Origin of the sequence: Actinophytocola sp., assembly GCF_035634895.1 — a bacterium.
Taxonomy (GTDB): domain Bacteria; phylum Actinomycetota; class Actinomycetes; order Mycobacteriales; family Pseudonocardiaceae; genus Actinophytocola.
Map to the genome: position 1 here is coordinate 38,210 of NZ_DASQCC010000189.1, position 17,178 is coordinate 55,387.

The window sequence follows — 17,178 nt, forward strand, 5'->3', positions numbered from 1 at the left end:
AACTTTGTGAAAACACACTACGTTCCGAACCATGACAACCGCAATCTCCGTGTCCGGCCTGGTCAAGACCTTCGGCCAGACACGCGCGCTCGACGGTCTCGATCTGACGGTGCGCACCGGGGAGGTGCACGGCTTCCTCGGACCCAACGGGTCGGGCAAGTCGACCACCATCAGGGTGCTGCTCGGCCTGCTCCGCGCCGACGAGGGCGAGATCCGCCTGCTCGGTGGCGACCCGTGGGCCGACGCCACCTCCCTCCACCGCCGCCTCGCCTACGTGCCGGGTGACGTGTCGCTGTGGCCGAACCTGTCCGGCGGCGAGGTCATCGACCTCCTCGGCCGGCTGCGTGGCGGCCTCGACGAGAAGCGCAGGGCCGAGCTGCTGGAGCGGTTCGACCTAGACCCGACCAAGAAGGGCCGGACCTACTCCAAGGGCAACCGGCAGAAGGTCGCGCTGGTCGCCGCGCTCGCGTCGAACGTCGAACTGCTGATCCTGGACGAGCCGACCTCGGGGCTGGACCCGTTGATGGAGGCCGTCTTCCAGGACTGCGTCACCGAGGAGCGCGAGCGTGGCCGCACCGTGCTGCTGTCGAGCCACATCCTCGCCGAGGTGGAGTCGCTGTGCGAGCGGGTGAGCATCATCCGGCTGGGGCGCACGGTCGAGACCGGCACGCTCACCGAGCTGCGACACCTGACCCGCACGTCCATCACCGCGGAGCTGGCCGCCGCGCCGAACGGCCTCGCCGGCCACCCCGGCGTGCACGACCTGAAGGTCGACGGCACACACGTCCACTTCGACGTGGACACCAAGGAGCTGGACGCCGTGCTGCGGCAGCTGACCCAGGTCGGGGTACGCAGCCTGACCAGCCAGCCCCCGACGCTCGAGGAGCTGTTCCTCCGCCACTACGAGGCCGACCTGGCCAAGGAGAACGGCGCGCACGTGGCGGTGGCGAAATGACCACGACCCTCGCCCGTCCGGCGGCCGCCGCGACCGGGCAGCGGGACGGCCTCGCCGGCACCGGCGCGCTGCTGCGCCTGGCGCTGCGGCGCGACCGGGTCGTCGCCCCCGTCTGGATCCTGCTGTTCGTGATCATGGCCGCCAGCTCGTCGTCGGCCTCGCAGGACCTCTACACGACGGTCGAGTCCCGCGTGCGGGCCGCGAACGGCGTCAACGGCACCCCGGCGACACTCGCGCTGTACGGCCGGGTGTTCGACCCGACCTCGCTGGGTGCCGTCTCCGTGTTCAAGCTCGGCGCGATGGGGGCGGCGCTCGTCGCGCTGGTCGCGATCTTCACGGTCATCCGGCACACCCGCGCCGAGGAGGAGGCCGGCCGGTCCGAGCTGCTCGGCGCGGCGGTGGTCGGGCGGTACGCACAGCTGACCGCGGCGCTGCTGCTGTCGACCGGCATCTCGCTCGTGCTCGCGGTGCTGACCGCGCTGAGCCTGGCGGGCACCGGCCTGCCGGCGTCCGGCGCGTTCGCGTTCGGCCTGTCGTGGGCCGGCGCGGGGATCGCGTTCGCGGCGGTCGGCGCGCTGGCCGCGCAGGTCACCGAGGGCGCGCGGACCGCGCGGGGCCTCGCGGCCGCCGTGCTCGCCGCGGCGTACCTGCTGCGCGCGGCCGGGGACGCCGCGGGCGACCACGACTCGCTCTGGCTGTCGTGGCTGTCGCCGATCGGCTGGGCACAGCAGGTCCGGCCGTTCGCCGGGGACCGCTGGTGGGTGCTGATCTACCTGGTGTTCTTCGCGGGACTGGTGGCGGTCGGGGCGTACCTGCTGGTCGCGCGGCGCGACCACGGCGCCGGGCTCCTGGCGCAGAAGCCCGGCCGGCGCAGGGCGCCCCGGTCGCTGTCCAGCCCGCTCGGGCTCGCGGTGCGGCTACAGCGCGGCGGGCTCGTCGGCTGGGGGGTCGGCGTGGCGCTCGGCGGCCTGATGATGGGCAGCATCGCCTCGCAGGTCGGCGAGTTCGTCGACAGCCCCAACGCACGCGAGATGATCATGAAGCTCGGTGGCGAACGTGGGCTGGTGGACGCTTTCCTGTCCGCGGAGATGGGGATCGTCGGGCTCCTCGTGTCGGCGTACGGGATCTCCGCGGCCATGCGCCTGCGCGCCGAGGAGACAGCGCTCCGCGTCGAACCGATCCTCGCGACCCGGATCGGCCGGTGGCGCTGGGCGGCGAGCCACGTGGTGGTCGCGCTGACCGGGACGACGCTGCTGATGGTCGTATTCGGCGTGTTCGGCGGCTTCGCGCACGGGGCGGCGAGCGGCGACATGTCCCGGTTCGGCCCGGTGCTGGGGGCGGCGGTGGTGCAGGTGCCCGCGGCATGGGTGCTCACCGGCATCGCGGTGCTGGTGTTCGGCCTCGCGCCGGCCTGGGTCATGGCCGGCTGGGCCGCGCTGGTGGCGTTCCTGCTGCTCGGCCAGCTGGGGCCGATCCTGGAGCTGCCGCAGTGGGCGATGGACATCTCGCCGTTCACGCACACGCCGAAGCTGCCGGGCGGTGACCTCTCCGCGCTGCCGCTGGTGTCGCTGACGCTGGTCGCGGCCGCGCTGGTCGCGGCGGGACTGGTGGGCTTCCGCCGCCGCGACATCGGCTGAGCCGCCCGCCGCCCGCCGCCCGCCGCCCCGAGCCCGCGACGGCACGACCGTCGCGGGCTCGGACCGTGGTGAGGGCAGTCACCACCCGAGCGATTCGTGTCCGGGACATGCGAGTGTGTACAGCGTGTCGACGCCGCGCCTGCCCCGTGAGGTATGGGTTCTGGTGGCGGCGAACTTCATCATCGCGGTCGGGTACGGGCTGGTGGCGCCCGCGCTGCCGACGTTCGCGCGTGCCTTCGACGTCAGCGTGACCGCGGCATCGGTCGTGGTGAGCGCGTTCGCGGTGGCACGGCTGGTGTTCGCGCCGGCGAGCGGCCGGCTGGTATCGCTGCTCGGCGAGCGGCGGGTGTACCTGACCGGCATCTCGATCGTCGTGGTGTCGACCGGCGCGTGCGCGTTCGCGGCGAACTACTGGCAGCTGCTGCTGTTCCGGTCGCTGGGCGGGTTCGGGTCGAGCATGTTCACGGTGTCGGCCATCGCGTTGCTGATCCGGTTGACACCAGCGCCGCTGCGTGGCCGGGCGGCGGGGCTGTGGAGCACCGGGTTCCTGACCGGGAGCGTCGCCGGTCCCCTGTTCGGCGGCGGGCTGCTGACGATCTCGCTGCGCGCGCCGTTCATGGTGTACGCGGGGGCGTTGCTGGTCGTCGTGGTCTTCGTGTGGTGGTTCCTGCGGCACTCGACGCTGGCGGCGGCGGTCACCGAGACGTCGGCGGACTTCACCCTGCGCTCGGCGCTGCGGCACCGGTCGTACGTGGCGACGCTGGGCGCGTCGTTCGCGAACGGCTGGGCGGTGTTCGGGGTACGGGTGTCGCTGGTGCCGCTGTTCGTCGAGGAGGTGCTGCGGCGGGACGGGGCGTTCGCGGGGACGGCACTGGGCGTGTTCGCGGCGGGGAACGTCGCGATGCTGATGGTGTCGGGGCGGCTGGCGGACTCGTGGGGGCGCAAACCGCTGATCCTGGCGGGACTGCTGGTGTCCGGCGCGGGGACGGTGTGGGTCGGCCTGACGGTCTCGGTCCCGTGGTTCCTGACGGCGACGGTCGTGGCGGGTCTCGGAGCGGGACTGCTGGGTCCGCCGATGCAGGCGACGGTCGCGGACGTGATCGGGTCGCGGGGCCGGGGCGGTCCGGCGCTGGCGACGTACCAGATGGCGGCGGACCTGGGGTCCGTCCTGGGGCCGATCGTGGCCGGCCTGCTGGCGGACAACGTGTCGTACGTGACGGCGTTCGCGGTGACGGGCTCGCTGTGCGGGCTGGCGGCGCTGGGGTGGGTGACCGCACCGGAGACGTTGCCCGGCAAGGAAAGCCGTCGACACCCCACCCCCGCCGAGGCGGTGGGGACCGAACTGCCGGGATGTGACGACCGCCTGCCGGACCCCGGCGTTCGGCGGTAGGGGGTCGGCTGACCGGCGGTGAGCGGCCGGGCGGCAGCACCGCCCGGCCGTAGGAGCTCAGCTCACCTGGGTCGCGTCGCGCAGGATCATGAAGTCGAACACGAAGCTGGTCGGCTTTCCGCTCTCCGTGCGTCCCACCCACGCCGGGTAGCTGCCGTCGCCCCAGCCGGTTTCCACGGCCAGGAGGTTGGCGCCCGACTCCGGCTCCGGGACGTCCACGACCTGTGTCGTCATGTCGTCGTACGCGTCCTCGATGGTGTCCTCGTAGGCCTCCGCGACGTCCAGGTCCACCAGGGCCAACCGGCCACCGTCGACGCCTACCGAGAAGTAGCTGTCGTCGCCGAGCATGCGGGCGTCCTCGCCCTCGCGGAGGGCCGGTTCCCAGCGGACGGTCGGCTCGTCGGAGATCACCAGCTTCGCCGCCGCGACCCGGGTGTTGGTCTCGTCGTCGGCCAGGCGGATCACCGAGACGAGCAGCGGGTACTCGCCCGGCTCGACGATGTCCACATAGGGGTCCTGCTCGTGCATCCACGGGTCGGGGTCCGCCGCGACCAGCTGTCCGCTCGGCAGCCACAGCCGCCCGCCCTCGGACACCTCGACGGTCACCTCACGCTCGTCGTCGAGGCGCCACTTGCCACCGTCCACAAAGGTCTCGTCGAGGTACTTCGGCCGCATGGGGCTCGGCGGGTGCCACGGCGGCTCGGCCGGCGCCGGCCCGGGGTCCTCGACCAGGCGCACCGAGAGGCGCAACGGCGGCAGCAGCTCGTCCAGGTACGCGAGCGTCACCCAGTCGCCGAAGCGGGTCATCGGCCGGGACGTCTTCGCGGGCTCCAGCGCCTCGGACGCCTCCGGCCAGTCGTTGCTCCACTCGTGGCACTCGCCGTCGGTCGTGTACTCCGCGGTGCGCGTCGGCACGCCGGAGCCGAACTCCGGCTGGCCCGCCTCGTACGCCCACTCCTCGACCAGCCGCAGCACCAGCATGCCGGTGTCGTCGGCGGTCGGGAACCGGCGCAGCTCCACCAGCCGGTCGCGCCGGCCCTCGTCGTCGAACAGCCACGCGGCCGCGTGGTCGGCCTGCCAGCACACCTCGATCAGCGCCAGCGGCCTGTCCTCCGCGAGCAGCACCACGGCGTACTGCTCGCCGGCCGCGTCCCGCTCGCGTGCGACGGCCTCCGGCAGCGGGCGCACGACCTGGCCGGAGTCCGGGTCCCAGCCTTCGCAGTAGACGACTTCAGCGATCAGCTCATTGGTCACTGTGCGATCCTGCACCACCGGTTTCGCGTAGGTTCGTGGGCATGGCGACTCTGGTCTCGTTCCACGCCCACCCCGATGACGAGTGCATCGCGTGCGGCGGGGTGATCCGCAAGGCCCATGAGGACGGTCACCGGGTGGTCCTGGTGGTCGCCACCCGCGGTGAGCTGGGCGAGATACCCGAGGGTCTGCTCGACGACGGAGAGGAGCTGTGGCAGCGGCGGGTCGTCGAGACCCAGGCATCCGCGGACATTCTGGGCGTCGACCGCGTCGAGTACCTCGGCTACACCGACTCCGGGATGATGGGCGAGCCGACGAACGACCAGCCCGGCACCTTCTGGACCGCGGACGTCGAGGAGGCGGCGGCGAAGCTCGCCGGCATCCTGCGCGAGGAGAGCTGTGACGTCCTGACGGTCTACGACGACCACGGCGGCTACGGCCACCCCGACCACATCCAGGTGCACCGGGTCGGCATGCGGGCGGCCGAGCTCGCCGGCACCCCGCGCGTGTACCAGGCGACGATCAACCGCGACCGCGCGCTGGCCGGCCTGCGCGAGTTCAACCGGAAGAACGGCATCGAGGCCCCGGAGATGCCCGAGGACTTCGGCACCCCCGAGTCCGGGATCACCTGCGCGGTCGACGTGACCAAGTACGCCGAGCAGAAGCGGCAGGCCATGCGCGCGCACGCGAGCCAGATCAGCGAGCAGTCGTTCTTCCTGGCCATGCCGGACGAGGCGTTCCTGCTCGCGTTCGGCACGGAGTGGTTCATCCGCGCCGGTCAGGGGCCGGGCATCACGGAGACGGACCTGCTGGGATGAACCTGTACCACGAGTTGACCGGCCCGGCGGACGGGCCGCCGGTGGTGCTGTCCAACTCGCTGGGCAGCGACGTGCGCATGTGGGACTCCCAGGTGGAAACCCTTGCGGCGGCGGGCTTCCGGGTCATCCGGTACGACCACCGGGGACACGGCCGCTCCCCGGCGCCGGCCGGCCCGTACACGCTGGCCGACCTGGCTTCCGACGCCGCCGCCCTGCTCGACCGGCTGGGGCTCGCACGGGTGTCGTGGGTGGGCCTGTCGCTGGGCGGCATGGTCGGGATGTGGCTGGCGGAGCACGAGCCGGCGCGGGTGGACCGGCTGGTGCTGTGCTGCACGTCCGCGGAGTTGGGCCCGGCGTCCATGTGGCAGGAACGGGCCGCGAACGCCCGCACGCAGGGGATGTCCGCACTGGCGGAAGCGGCGGTCGGCCGCTGGGTGACCCCGGCGTTCGCGGAGTCCCATCCGGAGACGGTGGCGTGGCTGCGGGAGATGTTCACGAGCCACTCGCCCGAGGGCTACGCGTCGTGCTGCACGGCCATCGAACAGATGTCCATTGTGGACGACCTGCCGACGGTCACCGCGCCCACGCTGGTGATCGTGGGCGCCGACGACCCGGCGACCCCGCCGGAGCACGGCCGGCGCATCGCGAACGCGGTGCCGGGCGCCCGGCTGGTGGTGGTGCCGGGCGCGGCGCACCTGGGCAATGTGGAACAGCCGGCGGCGTTCACCGGCCTGATCGTCGACCACCTGCGTCCGGACCGGCGCGCCGCGGGCATGTCCGTACGACGCGCGGTGCTCGGCGACGCGCACGTCGACCGCGCGGTGGCCGGGACGACCGAGCTCACCAGGCCCTTCCAGGAGTACGTCACCGAGGGCGCATGGGGCAGCGTGTGGTCCCGCCCCGGCCTGGACCGCCGGACCCGCAGTGCGGTGACCCTGGCCGCGCTGACGGCGTTGCGTGCCCACGAGGAGCTCCCGATGCACATCCGCGCCGCCCGGCGCAACGGGTTGTCGGAGGCGGAGATCGCCGAGATCCTGCTGCACACCGCGGTCTACGCCGGCGCGCCGGCGGGGAACGCGGCGTTCGCCATCGCCAAGCGGACACTGGAGGAAGCCGAGTAGGTCACGGCATCCGCACTCGACACACCGTCAGCTCCGTTGAGCCGGACCGGTCCCGTGGACCAGCGCCGTGAGGCCCGCCCGGCTGGTGAGGTCGAGCTTGCGGTAGATCTGCTCGAGGTGCTTGTGGACGGTCCGCGCGCTGATGCCGAGCGTGCGTGCGGCCTCCTGGTCGGTCGCGCCGACGGCGACGCGCGCCGCGACCTGTAGCTCTCGCGAGGTGAGGTCGGCCAGTCCGACCGCCCGTGTCGTGTCCCGCTCGGCGTGGCGCGCCGCCGCGAGCAGCGCGCCGACCGTCTCCCGGCGGGCCATGGCCTGCGAGAAATGCGGTGCCAGCAGGTCGACGACCGCCTTGTCGCGGCGGGAGAAACCGGGACGGGACCGGTTGAACACGAGCACGCTGCCGCGCCTGCCCCTGAGGCCCACCACGCACAGCAGCTGGTCGACTGTCCTTTCCGGACGGTAGAAGTCGACGTAGAGCGGGAGACTTCTCAGCGTCCGCAGGTCGGTGAGGTCGGTGAGCGCGGCGGAGCTGCCCATCCACAGGCGACCGGACCGGTAGGCCGCGAAACCGGGATGCTGCATGACCGCGGCCGCGAACCCCGGCCGGGCCAGCATGTTGCGTTCCGGCCGGGTGATGCTGACGGTCGTCAGCCGGCGGGACACGTGGTCGCTGCCGATCACGCCGGACATGTCACAGCCGACCAGCCGCTCGAAGGCGGCCAGGCTCGTGCGCGCCACCTCGTCGTCGGTGTCGTCGGAGTTCAGCTGTCGCAACAGGTCGAGGGCGCGTCGTAGGTCACGTGCGGTCAAGTCGGCCACAGGGGACAAGAGCGGATGAAACGCCCACAGATACGTACGTGAAACTGCAGTGGCGGTACATCCACTACGGAGACTCCGGCGCGGGACTCCTACTGTCTCGGCATCAGGTCGGCGACGGACACGTTGAATGTCCCCGGGTGGTTGCCTTTGCTGAACAGTAGGCGGAGTGTGTCGGCGGTGAGCCTGCGCTTCGTAGTCCCGTCGTCGAAACCGTTCCCCACCTCATTGCCGTAACGCACGACCACCTCGTGGGTGCCGCCGGCGGTGTTGAGCCGCACGACGGAGATCTCTTCCCCGAAGCGGCCCGGGGTGCCGTTCTCGGAGTCGGGACCCACCCCCTCGGGTGCCGACCGGAGGGCGTCCACGGCCTCTTCCGCCGTCCTGCCGGTGATGCGGCCGGACGACAGCAGCGAGGGCGTGGAGAGCGACTTCAGTGCGTACCGGCACACGGAGATCGAGGTGACCGTGTCGGTCGGGGGCAGCCCTCCTCCGGCGTCAGGCCGGTAGGAACCCGGGTCCGCGGTGACCGGATGATCACTCGGGCAGCCGTTCGCGTCGATACCCCCGACGGGCCGAGCGGTGTCGAAGATCGACTTGCGCAGCGCGGCGTCCTTGCTGAAGACGCTGACGAACACCCCGTTGATCCGGCGCGTCTCCTTGACCCAGCCGCCCTCGAACTCGTCTTTCCCGACCTTGCCGTTGTCGGCGAAGACGAGCCAGTTCTCCCAGAAGTCGGAAGGCCGCCAATCGATCGTGCACCCTACTGCGGCGATGGGCCCTGGGCGTCCGACGACGCCGGGCTGGGCATGCCACTTCTCGCGTGTTTCCTGTGAAAGACAGGGGGTCAGCTGAAAGATGCCGTACCCCCAGTCCTCCGGCACCTGGACCTCGACGCCGTGGTAGGACTCCCACCGCCGCCCCGGGTCGGCCTGGTCCGCTTTGGCCGCGACGGCGGGTCCCGACGGGGTGCCGTTGCCGCCGTCGACCGTCCGCATGACCGCCACCGGAACGCCCACCACGAGCACCACGATCGCCGCGATGGAGGCGTTGACGCGGCGCCGGCGGCGCCGGGTGGCGATCGCCATGGCCTTCTCGGGGAGGCCGTCCGTCGACGGTGCCTCCTCGGCGTGGTGCCGCAGCGTGTGCGTCAGTGCGGCTGTCAACTCGTCGTCTGGACTGGTCATGGCGTGGCCGCCTCCTCGGTTGCGTGGATGCTGGTGCGGAGGGTGGCGAGGCCACGGTGGATCTGGGAACGGACGGTGTTCGCCGAACATCCCAGTATCGCCGCGATCTCCGCGTCGGCTCGGTCGTCGTAGTAGCGCAGCACGATCGCGGCGCGTTGCCGGGGCGGGAGCTGCCGGCACAACGACCACATGGCGTCCTCGAGGACGACCTGGCCGGCGGTGTCGACCGTCGTGCTCGGACGGGCGAACAACGTCGGGTCGGGTTCCAGCCGCTCCCTGCGCAGGAACCGCCGCCAGCGCGAGTTGTCCGCGTTCACGACGCACCGACGCAGGTAGGCGTCCGGGCTGCCGTGCGTGACGATGCGCTGCCAGCGTTGACAGGCGGACACCAGCGCGTCCTGTACCGCGTCGGCGGCACGGTCGCGGTCACCGATCACCAGATACGCGAACCGCATCAACGCGTCGCCGTGCGTTCTGACCCAGGACTGGAAGTCCGGTGGATCCTCACTGTTCCCCATGCGACCACCTCCAGTGGTACCCACGCACGGGCCGCCCGGGACATTGCATCACGGTTGGGTGAAGACCACTGTTGGCACGCGTTCCACGAAAACCGGCGTCGACGTGCGGCCACTGCCGTCGTGGCGGCACAGCGCCAGCCACGGGTGCCGTCAGCGCGTCGACGCCGGTGGGGTCACCTCACGGTGATCGAGACGTCGCGCTCCTCGCTCGGGCCGATCTCCCGCACTGGACCGGAAATGGTCGCGGCAAACGTTTGCCGCACGTCCGCGGCGGAGGCGGCCAGTCGCAGCTCCACCTCGCCCGGCTCCACGATCCGCCGGCCGGACAGGCCGGTGAACGCGGTCGCCTCCGGCGGCACGGTGAACGACACCCGCCGGGACTCCCCCGGCGCCAGCCGCACCTTCGCGTACCCCAGCAGCTTCACGACCGGCCTGACCACCTGCGCGACCGGGTCGTGCAGGTACAACTGGACGACCTCCGCGCCGGCGACCGGCCCGGTGTTGGTCACGGTCACCGCCACGTTCATCCCGTCGCCCTCGAAGCCGGACCAGTCGAACTTCGTGTAGGAAAGCCCGTGCCCGAACGGGAAGGCCGGCGTCGGGTCGACCGAGCTCGCGTCGTTGAGGCGGCCGAGCGGCGGCGTGAGGTAGGACGTCGGCGTCATGTGCGGGTCCGCCGGCACGCTGACGGGCAGCCGGCCGCTCGGGGAGACACGCCCGGTCAGCACCCCGGCGACGGCTGGCCCGCCCTCCTCCCCCGGGAAGAACGCCTGCACGATCGCGGCGCACCGGTCCTGGTAGGCCCCCAGCGCGTACGGGCGCCCGGTCAGCAGCACCAGCACGACCGGGGTGCCCGTCGCGAGCATCGCGTCCAGCAGGTCCGCGCCCGGCAGCACCAGGTTGGCGGCGTCGGTGCCCTCGCCGGACGTGCCGCGCCCGAACAACCCGGACGTGTCACCCACGGCGACCACGCACACGTCCGCGTCCCTGGCCGCCGCGACCGCCTCGTCGCCACCCTCGGCGTAGGTCACGTCGAGTGACTCCCGCAGGGTGGGGATCGCGACGCCGCCCTTGGCCGACGGGATGTGCTGCGGGAACGTGTAGCAGCCGAGCATGGCCGACGCGGTGTCCGCCTGCGCGCCGACCAGCGCGACCCGGACCCCGGGCCGCAGCGGGAGCACGCCGTCGTTCGACAGCAGCACCACCGACTCCTCGGCGAGCCGGCGGGCCAGCGCCCGGGCGGCCGGCGGGTCGAAGTCCACGGCGGACGGCTGTGGCGACTCCCAGCCGGGGTCGAGCAGGCCGAGCTCGCACTTCTGCCGCAGCACCCTGGTCAGCGCGATGTCCACATCGGACTCCGGCACGTCGCCGGCCAGCACCGCGTCCAGCAGCGGGGTGCCGTAGCAGCGCACGTTCGGCAGCTCGACGTCCAGCCCGGCGGCGAGCGCGATCCCCGCCGCGTGGCCCTGGTTCGCCGCGAGCTTGTGCTGAGTCTCGAGGAACGTGACGCCGAAGTAGTCCGAGACGACCGTCCCGTCGAATCCCCACTTCTCCCGCAGGAGCTCGGTCAGCAGCGCGCGGTTGGCCGCCGGCGGCACCCCGTCGACGTCCGCGTACGAGTGCATCACCGACTCCGCACCCGCGCGCACCGCCGCGAGGAACGGCGGCAGCAGCACGTCCGCCAGCTCACGCGGGCCGATCGCGACCGGGCCGAAGTTGCGGGCGTCGCGGGACGCCGAGTAGCCAACGAAGTGCTTGAGAGTGGTCATGATCCCGGCCGACCGCAGGCCGCGGACGTAGGCAGTGCCGATGGTCGCGACCAGGTGCGGGTCCTCGCCGATGGTCTCCTCGGTGCGGCCCCAGCGCACGTCCCGCGTCACGTCCAGCACGGGCGCGAGCCCCTGGTGGATCCCCACCGCGTACATGCTGGCGCCGATCGTCGCGGCCATCTCCTCGACCAGGTCGGGCGACCACGCGGCGCCCCATGCCAGCGGCGTCGGGTAGACCGTCGCGCAGTGGGTCATGAACCCCGTCAGGCACTCCTCGTGCGCGATGGCCGGGATGCCGAACCGCCCCGCCGCCGTGATCTCCGCCTGCAGCTGGGCGAGCCTGGCCGCGCCGGCGGCCGGCTCGATCGGCGCGCTGCCGAACGGCCGGGTCAGCTGCCCCAGCCCGTTCTTGATCAGCTCCAGCCAGTTCAGGTCGTCGTCGACCAGATCATGCTGGAACGGCGCCACGTCGTCCTCGCCGTCCGAAGAGGACTGTCCGAGCCACACCCCGTACAGCTGCGCCAGCTTCTCCCGCAGCGTCATCCGGCCAACCAGGTCGGCGACCCGCTCGGCGGCGGGGCGCGCTGGATCGCGCCACGGCTCGTCGCGCATCCCGCACTCCAATCCCGAAAGTTTCGACCCACATACTAGGTCGTTTCCCAAGCTAACGGCGAGAACTACTGGTAGCAAGGGATTGACCCCACGGTAACGCCCGTCGTAATCTCCCTCCTAAGTACCGGATGAATTCCGAAACTTTCGACATGTCGATCGCACTGGGGCGATTCGTGTCCAGCCTCTGTGCGCGGGCCAGTAAATCGAAAGGCACGGCCATGGTCCCCCAGCGGCTCCCCAGAAGGTCCTTCCCCGGCTTGCTCCGCGCGCCGGGCCCCGGTGTCCGTCCCGTCCACCCGGGTACTGTCGCTGACCAGCCAGTTCCAGCGCAACGTGCCGGGAACGATCATGGCGGTGCCGCCGACCGCGCGGCCGGTGTTCGTGCTGTACCCGATGGCGCGTCGATGGCTGATCGCGGGCTCGCCGAGATGGGTAGCAAGTAGACTTTCCGGAACTTTCGGAACTGGCTCGGGAGCGACTGTGGCAAGAGAACGCAAGGTGACGATCAACGTCATCGCGGCCGAGGCGGGCGTGTCGGTGCCGACCGTGTCCCGCGTGCTGAACGGCCGTTCGGACGTGTCCCCGACGACCCGCGCCAGGATCGAGGCGCTGCTGGCCCAACACGGGTACCAGCGGCGCGGGTCGCGGCGCGGGGAGCACGCCGGCCTGGTCGACCTGGTGTTCAACGACCTGGACAGCCCCTGGGCCGTGGAGATCATCCGCGGCGTCGAGGACGTCGCGCACGCGGCGCAGGTGGGCACGGTCGTGAGCGCCATCCACCGCCACTCGGCGGCGACCAGGCAGTGGCTGGACAACCTGCGGGCACGCAAGTCGGACGGGGTCATCCTGGTGACGTCGACGCTGCAGCCGTCCCACCAGGCGGAGCTGAAGCGGTTGAACGTGCCGGCCGTGGTGATCGACCCGGCCGGCGGGCCAGCCCTGGAAGTTCCGACGATCGGCGCGACGAACTGGGCGGGCGGCCGAGCGGCGACGGAGCACCTGACGTCGCTGGGACACCGGCGGATCGGCTTCATAGCGGGCCCGCCGTCCCTGCTGTGCAGCCGCGCACGGATGGATGGTTACCGAGCGGCACTGGACGCGGCCGGCCTACCGGTGTCGGACGAGCTGATCCAGCCGGGCGACTTCTACCACGAGTCCGGCTTCCGGGGCGCGTCGTCGCTGATGACCGTCGCGGACCCGCCGACGGCCATCTTCGCGTCGAGCGACCAGATGGCGTTCGGGGTGTACGAGGGGTTGCGGCAGCGCGGGCTGCGGGTGCCGGAGGACGTGAGCGTGGTGGGCTTCGACGACCTGCCGGAGGCCCGGTGGGCGTCACCACCACTCACGACGGTCCGGCAACCCCTTGCGGAGATGGGGACCCTGGCGGCCCGGATGCTCCTGCGGCTGTCGCGCGGAGAGGAGACGGAGAGTCCGCGCGTCGAGCTGGCCACGGACCTCATCGTCCGCAACAGCACAGCCCCACACACCACACCCTGACTCGTGCCGAACGGCGCGTCCCGTGCACCGGGCGCGCCGTTCGGTTCCCCCTAGTCCCAGCGGGCGCCGTAGGCCACGCCGCGGACCGCGTCGCGGAAGACGAGTTGGACCTCGCCGGAGTGGTTGAGCGGGACGCGGCCGCGGTCGCGGGGTGGGCGGCCCTGCAGGCGGGACACCGTGTGCGGCAGGCTGTCGCAGTCGAAGTGGACGCGTAGCTCCAGGTAGTCGCACCGGCGGCGGGGCACGTACGTGAACTGCCGTGGCCGCACGGGATTGCGGGACCGCACCCAGAAGTCGTGCGACTCGCCGGCGGGCAGCGGGGCCGGCAGCACCAGCATCCCGCCGCGCAGCGTGCCGCCGCTCAGCACCGCGGGCTGACCGAACACCGTCGCCAGCTCGATCTCCCGCAGACCGTCGTGAGCCGCGACGATCCGGTGGTTCTCCAGTGCCTCCGTGACCGGTCCCTCCAGCGTCACGAACACCCGTGTCGTCGCCGTGTGCCACCCCGCCGCCGGCTCGGCCGCGCCACGCAACCGCATGGTCGCGAATGCCAGCTGCGCGAGCTGGTGAATCGCGTCGTCTATCCGGCGGCGGGCGGTGCGCGGGTCGCGGCCGATGCGCTCCGCGATCCAGCCGACGCGTTCCTGGTACAGCGGGTGGCGGGCCGCGGGAATCAACCCCATCGCCGCCAGTACCGCTATCCTCAGGTCGTCCGGCAGGTCGACCGCCAAGTGCTCGAGCCGCTGCGCGACCCGCACCCGAATTTCCCCCGGACCGTCCTTTTCGGTCACCCCACAAAGATCGCGCAGCGTGTGCCCGACCCGCTCGCCGACATTGTTGACGTACAGGCCACGCCCCTTGCGCAACGCCTTGAGGTCACTGACCAACTCGGCGTGTGCGGCCATCGTGCACTCCTCCACAACGAATTCAGTTCGACAGTCGCCCTGCGGCGGCAAAACGTTCCAACGGTGTCCACTCACGGCGCGGTGGCGTCGACTCCCACGGAGTGGTCCACCACGGGCGGCCCGACGTTCGGCGAGCCGCCCGCGAAGCCGAAGTACATCCCGAGCACGATCCCGAGCACGAAACAGAGCGTGAGCAACCGCGTCATTCCCGCGGCTGAGACGACAATCTTCATCGGAGCCTCCACGAAACATCCCGAGTACCGAATTCCAGAATGCGCTCCCCGCGCACCCCTGAATACCGGTTCCCCGATGCCGCGCGGAATTGGAAACGGGAAACGCGTGATGTGACCACCCCTACGAGCCACATCACGCGTTCCCGAGCCCGCCGAGCCAGCATTCGGGCGGTGGCCGCCGCCCTGGCAGGGCCGCGTACCGCGCGAGTGCCACCAGGTCGGGGTCGAGCCGCCGCCGCAGGGACTCCTTCTGGCACACGTCCTCCGGCGTCACCGCGTGGTCGCCGAGCAGCACCCGCAACGTCACCAGCGCGAGCTTGTACCGGTCGGTGTCGACCGTCGCCTCGCTCGGCCCGGCCGGGTCCACCCAACCCGCCGTCCCGGCCGGCCGCACCGCCGGCGGCCGGCCCGCCAGCCGGAACCCGTCACAGTCGATGGCGAACACCGACGGCCCGCCGACGAGTGTCCACAGCAGGTTGCGCATCGACACGTCCCCGACCACGACCTCGCCCGAGTGCAGTGCCTGGAACAGCTCGACATACGCCGCCGCGATCCGCCGCCGTTGCGCCGCGTCCGGCAGCGCCAGGTCCGCCCACATCGCACGCCGCGGGTAGAGCAGGAACTGCAGCTCCAGCAACCGCCGCCGCCCGGCCAGCGACGTCGCGAACCGCGCGGGCACCTCCGGCATGAGCAGCCCGACGCATCGGCCGCCGTCGAACACCCGCCCACTGGGCCAGGCGACCGGCACCGCACGCAGCTCGCCGCGGCCCGTCTCGATCAGCCGGCCCAGCTCTTCGGACAGGACCGCGAGCCCGGGGTGGTACAGCTTCAGCATCATCCCGGGCGGGTCGGCGAGCCGGAACACCGTGCCCTGACCGCCGTCCGCGACCCTGGTCGAGGCGGTCAGGTCGGCCAGGGCCACATCCGTCATGCCCAGACCACCACGGCCGTCCTGTCTTCGTCGAACCCACGCAGGTCGAAGTGCAGCTGGTGCAGGTACGCGACCGGCCCCGGCGGCTCCGCCCACGACTGCGCCAGGTACGTGCCGACCGTCGTCTCCCGGACCGGCCTGCCGATCCCGCTCGTCGCGAGCACCAGTGCCTCCCCCGCATGCAACACGCCGCGTGCCCCGTCCGCCGGCCCGCGCGGCGACGGCAGGCACTCGTCCGCCTGGGTCCGCTTGACGAACAGCGGCAGGAACGTCCCGCCGGTCAGTACCAGCGCCGGGCTGTCCCCCACCCGGACGGCGCGGAACCGGTGTCCCTGCCCGGCCCAGCCCAGCTCGATGGCCGCGATGGTGAGCGTGGTCGAGCGGGACTCCGGCGCCGGCCCGGCGTTCCGCACCGCCTCGTCGGCCTTGCGCAGCGCGCTGACCATGTCCACCACGTCGAGGTCCGACCCCGGCAGCGCCCACGCGAGGTAGCCGATCGCGTGCCGGACGGCGAGCTGCGCGCCGCGGTGCGCGTGGGACGCCGCGCCCAGGCCGTCCGCCACCGCGGCGAGCACGTACCGGTCGCCGACGGAGGTCACCCCGAACACGTCCTGCCGGACCTCGCCGCGTTCGCGGTGCGTGGCGCCGCGGGCGGAGGCGGCGCGGATCTCCAGCTGACCGACCCGTCCCGCGTCGATGACCGTGTCGGGCACGTCCGCCACGGGGTCCAGCCGCCACGGCACACCGGCCGTACGCGACGGCGGCCCCAGCTCGCGCGGCCGGAAGACCCCGGTGTCCCCCCAGAACTCCTTCATGGCCGTCATAGCTGGTCCACCCGCAGCGTGGTGAAGCCGTCGATCCGGGTGGGTACCCGCAACGCCACGTCACCCTCGTCGTTGGCGCCGACCACCGACGTGGTCAGCGCGTGCGCGAAGCCGTGCAGCGCGGCCGCCGGGCTGACACCGCCCTGGCTCATGAACGCCTGGACGGTGCCGATCTGGCGGATGGTCGTGGCGTCCGCGTCCCCGATGCCGAACGCGATGATGTTCGGCCGGGCCGGCCAGTCCGGGTCGACGAGCCGCTCGTAGGCCGCTTCCCAGGTCGTGTGGTCGGTCGGATGCCCGTCGGACAGGAAGAAGACCGCCGGCCGGTACACCTGGTCGCCGCGCGCCTTCAGTTCGTCGACGTCGTTCTCGATCGTCTCGCGTAGCAGGGTGAACGCCTCGCCGAAGCTGGTGGCCGGATGGGTGGTGAGATCGGTGAGGCCGACGACGTCGCTCGGGCGGCACAACGCCTGCAGCACGACGGCCTCGCCGGAGAATCCGATGAGGCAGAATCTGGTTTTGTCGGCGACCACGGGATCGGTGCCGACCGCGGCGTGCAGCTGCGCCAGCCCGTCGTTCAACGCATCGAGGTGATCGGCCATCGAATATGACTGGTCGCACACCACGTAGAAAGGCAGTATTTCTTCTGGCATTCTTTGTCTCCTCCTACTGGGGGGAGGATGACGCGGTGCCCCGCACCAGATCTGGATCAGA

General features: G+C 71.8%; 16 protein-coding genes and 1 pseudogene. 7 read left to right on the forward strand and 10 right to left on the reverse strand.

Features of this window, described 5'->3' with window-relative positions; translation table 11 throughout:
* Nucleotides 1-31: 31 nt before the first annotated feature.
* From VET29_RS27785 to VET29_RS27795, 3 genes are all read left to right on the forward strand, one after another.
* Nucleotides 32-955 (forward strand): ABC transporter ATP-binding protein, encoded by a 924-nt coding sequence (locus VET29_RS27785; RefSeq protein WP_324925718.1) that lies wholly within the window; start codon nt 32-34, stop codon nt 953-955.
* Nucleotides 952-2,592 (forward strand): ABC transporter permease, encoded by a 1,641-nt coding sequence (locus VET29_RS27790; protein ID WP_324925720.1) that lies wholly within the window; start codon nt 952-954, stop codon nt 2,590-2,592. The genes VET29_RS27785 and VET29_RS27790 overlap by 4 nt, the downstream gene beginning before the upstream one ends.
* Nucleotides 2,593-2,716: 124 nt before the next feature.
* Nucleotides 2,717-3,982: an MFS transporter gene (locus tag VET29_RS27795; protein ID WP_324925722.1), complete on the forward strand. Its 1,266-nt coding sequence runs from the start codon at nt 2,717-2,719 to the stop codon at nt 3,980-3,982.
* 57 nt (nt 3,983-4,039) lie between these two features.
* On the opposite strand, the gene VET29_RS27800 is transcribed toward VET29_RS27795, so the two are convergent.
* A complete protein-coding gene (locus VET29_RS27800) occupies nt 4,040-5,236 on the reverse strand; it encodes a DUF4241 domain-containing protein (RefSeq protein ID WP_324925723.1) in 1,197 nt (398 codons plus the stop codon).
* Between the two features lie 41 nt (nt 5,237-5,277).
* On the opposite strand from VET29_RS27800, the gene VET29_RS27805 reads away from it, so the two are divergent.
* The 3 genes and pseudogenes from VET29_RS27805 (at nt 5,278) to pcaC (ending at nt 7,172) form a co-directional block, all read left to right on the forward strand.
* The gene (locus VET29_RS27805) at nt 5,278-6,051 is read left to right on the forward strand and encodes a PIG-L family deacetylase (protein WP_324925725.1); all 774 of its coding nucleotides are present in this window, start codon (nt 5,278-5,280) and stop codon (nt 6,049-6,051) included.
* Nucleotides 6,048-6,761: pseudogene (pcaD, locus tag VET29_RS27810) on the forward strand (3-oxoadipate enol-lactonase); the annotation flags it as partial. The gene VET29_RS27805 and the pseudogene pcaD, both read left to right, overlap by 4 nt.
* 36 nt (nt 6,762-6,797) lie before the next feature.
* A complete protein-coding gene (pcaC, locus tag VET29_RS27815) occupies nt 6,798-7,172 on the forward strand; it encodes a 4-carboxymuconolactone decarboxylase (RefSeq protein WP_324925856.1) in 375 nt (124 codons plus the stop codon).
* A gap of 27 nt (nt 7,173-7,199) precedes the next feature.
* Here the strand turns inward: pcaC and VET29_RS27820 are convergent, their stop codons facing one another.
* From VET29_RS27820 to VET29_RS27835, 4 genes are all read right to left on the reverse strand, one after another.
* Complete coding sequence (locus tag VET29_RS27820) at nt 7,200-7,982, reverse strand: helix-turn-helix transcriptional regulator (protein WP_324925727.1); 783 nt, start codon at nt 7,980-7,982, stop codon at nt 7,200-7,202.
* Between the two features lie 98 nt (nt 7,983-8,080).
* A complete protein-coding gene (locus tag VET29_RS27825) occupies nt 8,081-9,175 on the reverse strand; it encodes a hypothetical protein (protein ID WP_324925729.1) in 1,095 nt (364 codons plus the stop codon).
* A complete protein-coding gene (locus VET29_RS27830) occupies nt 9,172-9,693 on the reverse strand; it encodes a SigE family RNA polymerase sigma factor (RefSeq protein ID WP_324925731.1) in 522 nt (173 codons plus the stop codon). Before VET29_RS27830 ends, VET29_RS27825 begins: the two co-directional genes overlap by 4 nt.
* Nucleotides 9,694-9,866: 173 nt before the next feature.
* The gene (locus VET29_RS27835; RefSeq protein ID WP_324925733.1) at nt 9,867-12,074 is read right to left on the reverse strand and encodes a glycoside hydrolase family 3 N-terminal domain-containing protein; all 2,208 of its coding nucleotides are present in this window, start codon (nt 12,072-12,074) and stop codon (nt 9,867-9,869) included.
* 480 nt (nt 12,075-12,554) lie between these two features.
* Here VET29_RS27835 and VET29_RS27840 point away from each other — a divergent pair, with 480 nt between their 5' ends.
* Complete coding sequence (locus VET29_RS27840) at nt 12,555-13,571, forward strand: LacI family DNA-binding transcriptional regulator (protein WP_324925735.1); 1,017 nt, start codon at nt 12,555-12,557, stop codon at nt 13,569-13,571.
* Nucleotides 13,572-13,621: 50 nt separating this feature from the next.
* Here the strand turns inward: VET29_RS27840 and VET29_RS27845 are convergent, their stop codons facing one another.
* The 5 genes from VET29_RS27845 to VET29_RS27865 form a co-directional block, all read right to left on the reverse strand.
* Nucleotides 13,622-14,476: a hypothetical protein gene (locus VET29_RS27845; RefSeq protein ID WP_324925737.1), complete on the reverse strand. Its 855-nt coding sequence runs from the start codon at nt 14,474-14,476 to the stop codon at nt 13,622-13,624.
* A gap of 71 nt (nt 14,477-14,547) precedes the next feature.
* Entirely contained in the window at nt 14,548-14,709 is a 162-nt protein-coding gene (locus tag VET29_RS27850; RefSeq protein WP_324925739.1) for a hypothetical protein, read from the reverse strand.
* Nucleotides 14,710-14,842: 133 nt separating this feature from the next.
* Nucleotides 14,843-15,640, reverse strand: coding sequence for a hypothetical protein (locus VET29_RS27855; RefSeq protein ID WP_324925741.1), 798 nt, complete (start codon nt 15,638-15,640; stop codon nt 14,843-14,845).
* Complete coding sequence (locus VET29_RS27860) at nt 15,637-16,464, reverse strand: protein phosphatase 2C domain-containing protein (protein ID WP_324925743.1); 828 nt, start codon at nt 16,462-16,464, stop codon at nt 15,637-15,639. The genes VET29_RS27855 and VET29_RS27860 overlap by 4 nt, the downstream gene beginning before the upstream one ends.
* Nucleotides 16,461-17,117 carry a hypothetical protein gene (locus VET29_RS27865; RefSeq protein WP_324925745.1) on the reverse strand — a complete coding sequence of 219 codons (657 nt, stop codon included), beginning with the start codon at nt 17,115-17,117 and terminating at the stop codon, nt 16,461-16,463. The genes VET29_RS27860 and VET29_RS27865 overlap by 4 nt, the downstream gene beginning before the upstream one ends.
* Between the last annotated feature and the right edge of the window lie 61 nt (nt 17,118-17,178).